The 12,150-nt window shown below is 47.6% G+C and carries 10 protein-coding genes and 1 pseudogene; 10 read left to right on the top strand and 1 reads right to left on the bottom strand.

Annotation, left to right across the window (positions count from 1 at the left end):
- The first annotated feature begins 13 nt into the window (after window positions 1–13).
- Window positions 14–763 (top strand): phosphonate ABC transporter ATP-binding protein, encoded by a 750-nt coding sequence (phnC, locus tag ACFSUB_RS03955; RefSeq protein ID WP_380711885.1) that lies wholly within the window; start codon window positions 14–16, stop codon window positions 761–763.
- Between the two features lie 172 nt (window positions 764–935).
- On the opposite strand, the gene selD is transcribed toward phnC, so the two are convergent.
- On the bottom strand, window positions 936–1,988 hold the full coding sequence (gene selD, locus ACFSUB_RS03950) for a selenide, water dikinase SelD (protein WP_380711884.1): 1,053 nt from the start codon (window positions 1,986–1,988) through the stop codon (window positions 936–938).
- Window positions 1,989–2,146: 158 nt separating this feature from the next.
- Between selD and ACFSUB_RS03945 the strand changes: the two are divergent.
- From ACFSUB_RS03945 to ACFSUB_RS03905, 9 genes and pseudogenes are all read left to right on the top strand, one after another.
- Window positions 2,147–2,338 (top strand): annotated as a pseudogene (locus ACFSUB_RS03945) (Rdx family protein); the annotation flags it as partial.
- Between the two features lie 80 nt (window positions 2,339–2,418).
- Window positions 2,419–3,849: an L-seryl-tRNA(Sec) selenium transferase gene (gene selA, locus ACFSUB_RS03940; protein ID WP_380711883.1), complete on the top strand. Its 1,431-nt coding sequence runs from the start codon at window positions 2,419–2,421 to the stop codon at window positions 3,847–3,849.
- Window positions 3,850–3,990: 141 nt separating this feature from the next.
- The gene (gene acnA / locus ACFSUB_RS03935; protein ID WP_380711882.1) at window positions 3,991–6,729 is read left to right on the top strand and encodes an aconitate hydratase AcnA; all 2,739 of its coding nucleotides are present in this window, start codon (window positions 3,991–3,993) and stop codon (window positions 6,727–6,729) included.
- 201 nt (window positions 6,730–6,930) lie between these two features.
- Entirely contained in the window at window positions 6,931–7,437 is a 507-nt protein-coding gene (locus tag ACFSUB_RS03930; protein WP_380711881.1) for a VanZ family protein, read from the top strand.
- A 57-nt stretch (window positions 7,438–7,494) separates the two neighbouring features.
- Entirely contained in the window at window positions 7,495–9,825 is a 2,331-nt protein-coding gene (locus ACFSUB_RS03925) for an AAA family ATPase (RefSeq protein ID WP_380711880.1), read from the top strand.
- 19 nt (window positions 9,826–9,844) lie between these two features.
- Window positions 9,845–10,261 (top strand): acyl-CoA thioesterase, encoded by a 417-nt coding sequence (locus ACFSUB_RS03920; RefSeq protein ID WP_380711879.1) that lies wholly within the window; start codon window positions 9,845–9,847, stop codon window positions 10,259–10,261.
- 75 nt (window positions 10,262–10,336) lie between these two features.
- Entirely contained in the window at window positions 10,337–10,654 is a 318-nt protein-coding gene (locus tag ACFSUB_RS03915) for a hypothetical protein (RefSeq protein WP_380711878.1), read from the top strand.
- A gap of 51 nt (window positions 10,655–10,705) precedes the next feature.
- The gene (gene nadE, locus ACFSUB_RS03910; RefSeq protein WP_380711876.1) at window positions 10,706–11,530 is read left to right on the top strand and encodes an ammonia-dependent NAD(+) synthetase; all 825 of its coding nucleotides are present in this window, start codon (window positions 10,706–10,708) and stop codon (window positions 11,528–11,530) included.
- Window positions 11,531–11,605: 75 nt separating this feature from the next.
- Window positions 11,606–12,118, top strand: coding sequence for a DUF4352 domain-containing protein (locus ACFSUB_RS03905; protein ID WP_380711875.1), 513 nt, complete (start codon window positions 11,606–11,608; stop codon window positions 12,116–12,118).
- The last annotated feature ends 32 nt before the right edge of the window (window positions 12,119–12,150 follow it).

The following is a 12,150-nucleotide window of genomic DNA, read 5'->3' as shown; positions in this document are numbered from 1 at the left end:
AAGAGGGATCGGATTGATTGAGCTGGACGATGTGACAGTTTATTACCCAAAAGCAGAGGAGCCGGCGGTGCATGGCGTGAATCTTTCGCTTCAGCCGGGAGAATTCGTGTGCGTTCTCGGCCCGAGCGGTGCCGGCAAATCGACATTAATCCGCACGATTAATGCGCTTCAGCCGGTAACATACGGGCAGGTTCTTATTCAGGGGGAAAATGTCCAAGAAATGCTCGAAGCACAAAAGCGGGCATGGCGCAGCCGGGCAGGGATGATTTTTCAGCATTTTCATCTGATTCCAAGATTGACGGTGCAGCAGAATGTATTAACCGGATTGTTTGGAAAACGCCGGGCATTTTTGAATGCTGTCGGTTTTTTCAGTCAGAGTGAAAAGCAAAAAGCCGAACGCGTTCTCGAGGAAGTAGGACTGGTTGATATAGCCGGTCGCCGGGTGGAAGCGCTGAGCGGAGGGCAGAAACAACGCGTTGGTATTGCGCGCGCTCTTATGCAGGAACCGGAGGTGTTTCTTGGAGATGAGCCGGTGGCAAGCCTGGATCCGGGAACGGCCCGGTCGGTGTTTGGCATATTGAAGGATATACACGAAAAACAACAGTTGATGTCGCTCATTAATGTTCATGATGTTGCGTTAGCCAAGTCCTTTGCAACAAGGGTCATCGGCCTTGCCGGCGGGGAAATAATTTATGACGGCCCCCCGGATGAACTGGACAGCAAAAACCTGGAGATGATTTACGGAAAAGCAATTCATATCTGAAAAGAAAAACCGAAGCAGCACCTGCGAAAGCAGATGGACCTGTAATAAAAGGCTTCCGATTATCAAAAATGATAGTCGGAAGCCTTTTTCTATAGTGCCTTTTATACTCCGGGCCTTTCATTGATTGTGGCCCAGGAAGGTCGTTTTGTTCTGGTTTTGTTTTCTGCCATGCTTATTTTACCTGAATGGCGTGGTTCTTCTTTTGTTCAACCGTACCGATGACGGCTGTTTCGGTTTTTCCCTGCTTGTGCATGGCATCCACGTACTGCTCAGCTTCCTCAGGGTTCATGGCAGCAAGTAGTCCGCCGGACGTGATCGCATCACAAAGAATGCTGGCGGTGAGTTCGGAGACGCTTTCGTCTTTCCATATCTGTTCCTTCAGATACGATGCATTGGCCTTTGAACCTCCGGGCATCACTCCCTGTTCCGCCAGTTCACGTGCTCCTTCAAGAACAGGCACATCACTGGAGTGGAAAGTGAATGTTACATCGGAGGCATCGGCCATTTCAAATCCATGGCCGAGAAGCCCAAAGCCCGTCACGTCTGTCACAGCGTGCGGATCGAAAGACTTTAATGTTTCGGCGGCGGTATCATTGAGCTCCGCCATCACGCTGGTCACTTTTTCTTCCTGTTCGGGGGTGATGCGGTTTCGTTTAATAGCCGTTGTGAGTATACCGACACCAATCGGCTTCGTCAGCACAAGCACGTCACCGGGACGAGCCCCTTTGTTGGTCCATACCTTGTCCGGATGAACGATGCCGGTGGCGGCAAGGCCGTATTTTGGTTCCTGATCATCGATTGAATGTCCGCCTGCAATGGCGGCTCCGGATTCGTCCACTTTATCGGAAGAACCTTTCATTATTCCGGCAAGAATATCGTCAGGCAGGTCATTAATCGGGAAACCGACGATGTTAAGAACAGTGGTCGGTCTGCCTCCCATTGCATAGATATCACTTAATGCATTTGCCGCGGCAATCTGGCCGAACATGTAAGGATCATCAACGATTGGTGTGAAATAGTCGACGGACTGAACGAGGGCGATCTCGTCCGTTAGTTTATAGACGCCGCCATCATCGGATGTATCCACCCCTACAATGAGGTTGGGGTCTTTTTCTCTTTGTGGTAAATGACGCAGTACCTGCGTCAGGTCCTCAGGACCGATTTTGCATCCTCATCCAGCTTTAGTGGAAAGGCTGGTCAATTTAATGTTTTCTTCTCTGCTCACTTCATCCACCTCCTTGCTGACTTCATTATTATCAGTATAATTGGTTTGTTTGCATGTACACAATCAATACACTAAAATGATGTTAAAAAGCGGGTACAGAAAGGAAGATGAAGATGAAAATAAGAATTGAATTCTGCATGCAGTGAAATTACGCTCCAAAAGCCGTGGGTCTCGCGGATACACTATATAACGTTCATGGAGCAGCCATCGAATCGATAGAATTGGTCACTGGTTCCGGTGGTGTATTTGAAGTGACGGCAGATAACAACATTGTTTATTCCAAAAAAGAAACCGGTACATTTCCGGACGAAAAGGAACTGGCTGAAGAAATAGGCAGAAAGCACGGATGAAGGTTGACAGATGGAGCGGGTTATGAAGCAAGCCGGCCGTTTTTTCGGCATAGGACCCTGAAAGAGCAGGTGAACCGAACGTGAAAGAAAAGCTGAGATGGATACCGCCTGTGCACGAATTGCAGAAAAAGGAGAGGTTTCAGCAGGTAAAGGAAGAACTGGGCAATGAACGTCTATTGACAGATTGGCTCCGTACGGAAATAGGAATGCTGAGAGAAGGGTGGCTGCAGGAGTCGGGTCCTGATCTTTCTTCCCGGGAAGAGGTTGAAACCTATTTGTTTGAGCAGGTATCCAACCGCCTTCACGCATTTGGTGAAAGCCGTCTGAAGCGTGTTATCAACGCCTCCGGTACTATCCTCCATACGAATCTGGGACGGGCCAGCATGAGTATGGGAGCGGTCAAAAAAGCGGGAGAGGCAGCCGCCGGCTACTCAAGTCTTGAATACGACATTGCTTCGGGCAGCCGCGGATCACGGCATGATATTCTCGAAGATTTGATACAGACTGTGACCGGTGCGGAAGCGGCAATGGTGGTCAATAATAACGCGGCTGCGGTTTACATGGTGTTAAAAGCACTGGCTGAAACAAAGGAAGTGATTGTCTCACGTGGACAGCTCGTTGAGATAGGCGGTTCGTTCCGTGTCTCTTCCATTATGGAGGAAAGCGGAGCAAAACTTGTGGAAGTCGGGACGACGAACAAAACCCACCGGCGTGACTATGAACAGGCAGTCGGCCCGGATACAGCGATGCTTATGAAGGTGCATACCAGTAATTTTAAAACGATTGGATTTACTGAAGAAGTGCCGCTTTCGGAATTGGCAGAGACAGCCGCAGCACAACAGGAAGAAATGATAGTTTACGAGGATTTGGGGAGCGGCGCTCTGTATGACTTTAAAGAGCACGGAATCGGATCGGAACCTACCGTAAAAGAAGCGCTTGCCACCGGTGCCGACCTGGTGACCTTTTCAGGGGATAAACTTCTCGGAGGTCCGCAGGCCGGAATAATAGCAGGCCGGAAGAAATGGATAGACCGTCTGAAAAAACACCAGCTGGCGCGGGTTCTCCGCGTCGATAAAATGACGATCGCAGCGCTTGAGGAAACATTAAAAGCCTACATTACAAAAAGGGAAAGAGATATACCGGCCGTCCGTATGGTACTGGAAACAAAAGAAGAAGTGAAAGAGCGGGCCGGAACATTTCTGGCTTCTCTCGGGCTGTCAACCTGGAAAGCGGCTGTTGAAGATGATTTTTCCAAAGTAGGAGGAGGGACGATGCCCGAAGTTGAACTTCCAACGGCTGTCGTCGCCGTTACGCCGTCATCCATATCGGCTGAAGAAGCGGCTTCACGTCTTCGCATGGATTCTGATCCACCGATTGTAGTCCGGGTGAAAGAGGAGAAAATTCTTTTTGATGTGCGCACTCTTACAGAGGAAGAAATGGAAGTCGCTGCCTCAGCACTTTCCAGGCTTGAAAAACAGGGAAAGCCCTATTTGGAAAATGGTTTTTTCTAAAAAAATTATTTATATTTGATATGAGTTTTGCTATTCTTAAATAGGGAAAGCCCTGGCTTTTTGACAAACAGAAAGAGGAAATCATTTATTTCGACATTTTTTCGTTTCTGTTCTATCATAGTATAAGAGGAGGGACTACATATGAGTGCTTATCAGGATGTATTTAATGCCCGTAAGTCTTTTACGTCCAACGGAAAAACGTATCACTATTATGACATTAAAGCACTGGAGGGAGCCGGTAACGGTAATGTTTCGAAGCTTCCGTTTTCGGTGAAAGTGCTGCTTGAGTCTTTACTTAGACAGCTCGATGGCAAAGTCATCAAAAAAGAACATGTAGAAAGTCTTGCAGGATGGGGAACAAACGAAGGAGGCACAGAAGATGTGCCGTTTAAACCTTCCCGTGTTATCCTCCAGGATTTCACCGGTGTACCTGCAGTAGTGGACCTTGCTTCCCTGCGCAAAGCAATGGCCGACATGGGTGGAAGTCCCGACAAAATCAACCCGGCTATTCCGGTTGACCTTGTCGTTGACCATTCCGTCCAGGTAGACCGCTTTGGTACTCCGGATTCACTGGAACGGAATATGAACCTGGAATTTGAACGCAATGAAGAGCGCTACAAGCTGCTCAGCTGGGCAACGAAAGCGTTTGATAACTACCGCGCTGTTCCGCCCGCTACCGGTATCGTCCACCAGGTTAACCTGGAATATCTGGCGTCTGTTGTTCACACGAAGGAAACAGAGAACGGTGAGGTGGACACTTTCCCGGATACACTTGTCGGAACAGACTCCCACACAACAATGATCAACGGACTTGGTGTTCTCGGCTGGGGTGTCGGCGGTATCGAAGCGGAAGCAGGCATGCTGCAGCAGCCTTCTTATTTCCCCGCACCGGAAGTCGTAGGCGTGCGCCTGAAAGGTTCTCTGCCAAACGGCGCCACTGCTACCGACCTGGCTCTGAAAGCGACACAGCTTCTGCGTGAAACAAACGTAGTAGGCAAGTTTGTCGAGTTCTTCGGTCCCGGCCTGAAAGAAATGCCGCTGGCGGACCGTGCCACCATTTCCAATATGGCGCCGGAATACGGAGCGACCTGCGGGTTCTTCCCGGTTGACCAGGAGTCGCTGAATTACATGCGTTTGACGGGCCGTTCCGAAGAACACATTGATATGGTGGAAGCTTATGCAAAAGCCAATAACATGTTCTATGAAGACGGTGCGGAAGAACCGGAATTCACAAAAGTGGTGGAACTCGATCTTTCTTCGATTGAACCGAGTCTTTCGGGACCAAAGCGCCCGCAGGATCTCATTCCAATGTCCGAGATGAAAAAGACATTCAATGAGGCGCTGACAGCCCCTGCCGGAAACCAGGGATTCGGACTGGCACCGGAAGATGTGGATAAGAAAGTGAAAGTAACCCATCCAAACGGCAAAGAGTCTGAAATGGAAACAGGTGCCGTAACGATTGCGGCTATCACAAGCTGTACGAACACATCGAATCCTTATGTTATGATCGGAGCAGGTCTTCTGGCGAAAAATGCCGTGGAGAAAGGACTCGATGTTCCGGAATATGTAAAAACTTCCCTCGCGCCGGGGTCTAAAGTTGTTACACGCTACCTTGAAGATGCCGGGCTGATGCCGTATCTGAACGAACTTGGGTTTAACCTTGTCGGCTACGGCTGTACGACCTGTATCGGAAACAGCGGTCCGCTTCCGGAAGAAATTGAAAAAGCCATTGCCGACAACGACATGCTTGTTTCATCCGTGCTCAGTGGTAACCGTAACTTTGAAGGACGTATTCATCCGCTCGTCAAAGCCAACTACCTGGCATCTCCGCCGCTTGTTGTGGCCTATGCACTGGCGGGAAATGTGAACTTTGATATGAACCATGATTCCTTCGGTAAAGATGAAAACGGCAGCGATGTATATTTTGCAGATCTCTGGCCTTCCGCTGAAGAAATCAAGAACTTTGTTCATGAGAACGTTTCTCCGCAGCTTTTTAAAGATGAATATGAGAGCGTGTTTGACAATAATGAACGCTGGAATAAACTTCAATCCGACGATAACCCTGAACTGTACGACTGGGATGACGAATCCACCTACATTCAGAATCCTCCGTTCTTTGAGGAAATGTCGGAAGAACCGGATGATATCAAGCCGCTGAACGATCTGCGTGTCATCGGGAAATTCGGGGATTCGGTTACGACCGACCACATTTCTCCGGCAGGAGCGATTGCCAAAGACAGCCCGGCCGGCAGGTACCTGACAGATAAAGGCTTGAAACCATCCCAGTTTAATTCATATGGTTCAAGACGTGGTAACCATGAAATCATGATGCGTGGTACGTTTGCCAACATCCGTATTAGAAACCTTCTTGCCCCCGGTACAGAAGGCGGGTATACAACATACTGGCCGACCGGTGATGTGATGGCCATTTATGATGCCGCCATGAAATATAAAGAAGATAATACCGGCCTGATGGTCATCGCCGGCAAGGACTACGGCATGGGAAGTTCACGCGACTGGGCCGCAAAAGGAACCAACCTTCTCGGCATCAAGACGGTTATCGCCGAAAGCTTTGAACGGATTCACCGCAGTAACCTGGTATTGATGGGCGTACTGCCGCTTCAGTTCCAGGAAGGGGAGAACGCTGAAACATTAGGACTCACCGGGGAAGAAACGTTCAACGTGAAGGTTGATAATAATGTCACGCCGCACGAACTTGTAGAAGTGGAAGCTTCTGCACCTGACGGCAAAACCACGACATTCAAGGCGGTTGCCCGTTTTGACAGTGATGTGGAAATGGATTATTACCGGAACGGCGGTATCCTGCAGCTCGTCCTTCGTGACAAACTTGCAGAAGTGGAACAGGAAAAGAGAGTGTAACAGAAATCCTGCCGGGTCTTACGGGACCCGGTTTTCCCCTCCCTTCAATAAAATTTCACGTACCGTAATAATATATAAAAATCCGATAGCATCTAAAAAATAAAATCCAGCATTTCACTTGTCAAACAGGCAGGCAGAACAGATAATAGTAAAAGGGACAGGTAGTGAATTTTCAGGAGTGGACAAATGGGATGTTTAAATATGTATAATTCAAATAAGACAGAACGGCACGTCTTAAAAGCAAAGCCGGTCATTATGATACTGCTTCTGCTTTACTTGGCCGTTTTATTTTATGTTACACTGTTTGCCTGGAATCATGGTTCTTCATATGGACCTGTAGGACCAGGGGGCAGAAACTACAATTTGGAATTTTTCCGCAGCATTTACAGTATCGCAGTATACAGCTCGGATCCAGTAGACCCTGTCGTCATTCTGGGAGGTAATATTGTAATGTTTTCCCCTTTCGGAGTATTAACGGCATTACTGCTGATACATAGTAAAAAAGTATGGTGGTTGGTGCCGGGTTTATCCATCCTTCTTTCTTTATTTATTGAAATAAACCAATACATTTTCACCCACCGTGTGGCAAATGTAGACGATGTTTTTCTAAATACTGTTGGAGGTGTAATGGGGCTTCTGCTTATTATGGTTATCGGCAGGAGGCTGCCGCGCTTGCAGACAAGAGAACTTGAGAAGGATAATATGTAACCTGAACGGCAGCTCTTGAATGAATGAAATCCTTGAGGAAGAAAGGAGAGGGAAAGATTGGATGAAAAGGAATTCCAAAAGGCCGTGTCGACAGCTGAAGATTGGGAAGCAGGCCGGGTTTTTATGTCCCTTGAAGACATTCGGGAATGGCTTCATCAGTTAAATGAAGATCATCAAAAAGAGAGAAAGCTGGCCTCAAAATTGTACGGGTTGATGGCGCGGGACCGGTTTTCCCAGTATCAGCAGTTTGACCCACTCGTAAAAAGCTGGCTGCAAAAAGGAGAAAGACTTTTCAGCAATGAACCTGTACTGAAGAGTCTTTCCAGAGTGCAGCAGCTCTTTACGATGAAAGATGCTGTGTTCACGTATCCTCTTCCTTCCATTAGGGAAACGGACCAGAGCAGTGCCAGAAAAAAAGCTGCAGAACAGTTGAAGCATGCAGCAAACCACGAGATAGAAAATCTGAAAGGAATAAAGGAATGGCTGGATTATCCAGATGATTATCTTGAAGAGGCGGCACAGGCTTATGATGTAGATCTCACTGCGATCCGCCATCTGCTGGATGAGGCTTTTTCCGGTTACCATCAATTAAAGGAAGCTGCGGAGGAATATCTTCATACTGTATCCGGTTCTTTTTACTCTCCGGAGCAAGTGAAGAAGATGAAAACGGTTTTGAATGAACTGTTGGAATACAGCCGGCGCTGGCAGGAGTTAATGAATCACGAGAGTTTGTCCTCCCGGGCAGAAGAGGATCCGCTTACAACACTGGATCAGGTCATTGGAATGGAAAGTGTTAAACACCGGGTACACCGTCTGTATCATTATCTGCAGTACCAGAGAATCAGAAAAGAAAAAGGATACAGCCTTCATGATGAACGAAGTCTTCATATGATTTTGACCGGGAACCCAGGGACCGGCAAAACCATGCTTGCCCACCTGCTGGCTGCGATATATAAAAGACTCGGTCTGCTGCAGCGCAGTGAAGTGCTGGAAGCAGACCGTTCTCATCTTGTCGGTGCTTACGTCGGACAGACCGAAGAGAAGACAATGAACCTTGTCAAAGAAGCAGTAGGGGGCGTACTGTTTATTGATGAAGCTTACAGCTTGAAGCGGGATGGAATGGGGTCCCATGATTTTGGGCAGACTGCCATAGACACCTTAATAACAGCCATGACAAGCAGTGAATATGCAGGTACGTTTGCGGTTATTATGGCAGGTTATCCGGATGAGATGAGGCAGTTTTTACGTGCTAACCCCGGTCTTCGCAGCCGCTTTCCTGAGACCAACCATATCCATCTGCCTGATTATTCGATGGATGAATTAATCCGTATTGCCGAACAGACGGCGATGGATAACGATTTTGTATTGAGAGAGGACGGCAGACAGGAATTACAGAAACGAATCGAGAATGCTCACGTGGATGAAAGTTTTGGAAACGCCAGATCGGTGAAAGACATTATTATGGATGCCATTTTTCAAAAAGGAGCATCGGTAGGCCACGCTCCGAATGGCTCGATTGACGACTTTGCCATTCTAACGGCGGAAGACGTGAAAGATCCTGTCATGGAAGAACGTCATGAAAAAAAAGAACAGCCGATGCAGCAGCTGGATGAATTGATTGGTCTGGAAAATGTAAAGCAGGAAATGAAGAAACTGGCTGCTTTTATCCAGGTCCAGAATCAGCGCAGACAGAAAAATCTTCCCGCTGCGCCGATTCAGCTTCACACGGTTTTTTACGGCCCGCCCGGAACGGGAAAAACAACAGTAGCCAATATTTACGCCGGCATCCTGAGGGAATTGGGACTGTTGAAACGAGGCCATTTGATGATAGCAGGAAGAAGCGATCTTGTAGCAGAATATACCGGACAGACAGCCGTGAAAACAAAACGCAAAGTGCGCGAAGCACTCGGCGGCGTTCTTTTTATAGATGAGGCTTATGCACTGGGTGGTGCCGCTAAAACCGATTTTGGAAGGGAAGCACTGGATACGCTGGTCGAAGAAATGACAAAACACGAGGAAAATCTTGTTGTCATTCTTTCGGGATATCCCGCTCCTATGGAAGAATTGTTTCAGCTTAACCCGGGGCTCGAGTCCCGCTTTAAAAAATCTTTCTATTTCCCGTCTTTTTCACCTGAAGACCTTCTCCAGATCACCATGCAGTACTGCAGCCGGTACGGATATGTAATGGATGAGAAAGCACAGGAGAAACTTGCTGCTATGTATAATGAAGTGGATACATCCGGAAATGCGAGGATGGCAGAAGATGTGAGCGAAGAATTATTTCAGCAGCAGGCCCTTCGTATTTCACAGGAGGAGGCGGATACAGAACGAAAACTCCGGCTTCTTACTATGGAAGATGTCAAGGCTGCCTGGGAGAATAAGCAATAGGAAAAGGGAGGATAACTTCATGGAGGAAACGGTGACTGATATTGAAGTGCGGTACGTAGAAACGGATCAGATGGGCATTGTACACCACTCGAACTACGTCGTCTGGTGTGAACTTGGACGTACTCACTTAATCAAAAAGCTGGGCTTTACATATAAAGAACTTGAAGAAGCAGGAGTCATCTCTCCTGTTACGAACATCGATCTGCATTATAAGATACCGGTCCGTTATGGCGATCAGATTAAGCTCCATACGTGGATCGAAAAATATGACGGCGTCCGTGTCATGTATGGTTATTCCATCATCAACGAAGAAGGTCTGCGCTGTGCAGAGGGGACGAGCACTCATGTATGTGTAGATCAGAAATCTTTTCGTCCGCTGTCGATAAGAAAACATCTCCCTGCCTGGCATGAAGCATATGAACAGCACAAGAAATAAAGGGAATGTCATATTTTCTACCTTTGCCGGCAAAGACACATCTTATATGTGATATAACAGAAAGGGGGAAGAACCTTGGCGTTTGGAATTACAAAAAGGGAATTGAATGAATGGAAAGAAAGCGTACAGAACGGGGAGATCGCGTTCATCACACATTTTTGGTATGATAAACGCTTTCCTGAATATGATTCAGTGACAAAGGCAGGTTGCAGCGATGTGCGTAAACTGGCGGAATGGGGGAAGCAGTACGGTCTGAAGCCGGAGTGGATTCATAACCGCGAAGCCTATCCCCATTTTGATCTGCTGGGCAGCACCCAGGTCGGTATCATGAAAAAAGAAGGGATGCTCTCCCAGCTTCACCGCTTTACAGAAACATCTGCCGATTATGTTTAAAACATGACTACAACAGGTAAATAAACAGAGACGGATACAGGAGGGAAAACGATGGAAGCTGATCAACAAACAATCATACAGGAACTGGAAGTAAAACCTTCTATAGATTCTGAAAAAGAAGTAGAAGAACGGAAAAACTTTCTTAAATCCTATTTGAAACATACAGGTATGGATGGATACGTGCTCGGCATATCAGGAGGTCAGGATTCCACGCTTGCGGGAAAAATAGCACAGATGGCTGTAACGGAGCTGAATAAAGAAGAAACTAAGTCCTATACTTTCGCAGCCCTTCGTCTTCCATACGGGATACAGTTTGATGAAGAAGATGCTGCAGCTGCGATGGAATACATCGATCCCGAATCGACGATCACCGTCAACATTAAAAAAGCTGTGGATGCATCGGAAGAAGCGTTTCGCGAAGCAGTAGGAAAGGAAATGAGCGATTTTACCAAAGGAAATACCAAAGCGAGGGAACGTATGAAAGTGCAGTACGATATTGCCGCTGCATTCAACTGCCTCGTTATTGGAACAGATCATGCAGCGGAAGCGTTGACCGGTTTTTATACAAAACACGGAGACGGGGCCTGTGATGTAGCTCCTTTGTATGGTTTGGATAAACGGCAGGGCAAAGAGCTTCTTCGAATACTGGAGGCTCCCGCTGCTACATTTGAAAAAGTTCCTACTGCAGACCTTGAGAGCGACAAACCAGGTCTTCCGGATGAAGAAGCCCTTGGATTCAGCTATGATCAAATAGATGACTTTCTTGAAGGCAGAGACATTGATGAAGACGTGAAAAACCAGATCATCCGGCGCTACAAACAAACCGAACATAAAAGACAGCTTCCGGTCACGGTTCATGATAACTGGTGGAAATAACGCGCAGCGCGCGGAGTACTATCCGCTGTTTTGTGCATGTCAAAGATACACCGGAAGAAATGGAGAGAAAAGGAAATGGATAAAAAACTATGGCTGCTTTTGGGACTCGTTCTTGTCCTTGGTATTTTCAGCGGAATGTTTATTCAGTCCCAGCGCACAGCAGGAGATCAGCAATCGTTAGAACAGACAGCCTCCGCCAGTTCCAGCGGACTACTTGAGACTGGTGAAACCGCTGAAGTCGGTAACTTCAGCATCACAGTCCATGATGCCTACTTTTCCGGTGAACAGGAATCAAGCGTTCTGGTCGCAGACCTTTCATTTCGGAATCTGGCGGAGGAGCCGCAGGAAATCCCGCTTTTTAATATACTCGTAACGGACGGAGACGGACATACGTATGAAAATTTGTCCTCCTATGACGATAAGCGGCTCGTAGGCGGACAAATCCGCGCAGGAGGACTCCGGAGAGGGACCCTTGCGTTTGAAGTGAATGATTCCAGCCATTACGAACTTTCTTATACCAATCACAGCGGGAGTGGACTTGCTGCATGGAATCTTACAACCTCTGAAAATAGTTCTGCCGGCTCCTGATGCAGTCTCCATCTGTATGATGCTCTTTTCGC

The organism is Salibacterium lacus, from assembly GCF_042684865.1.
Lineage (GTDB): Bacteria > Bacillota > Bacilli > Bacillales > Marinococcaceae > Salibacterium > Salibacterium lacus.
This window is presented reverse-complemented; position numbering and strand designations above follow the sequence as displayed.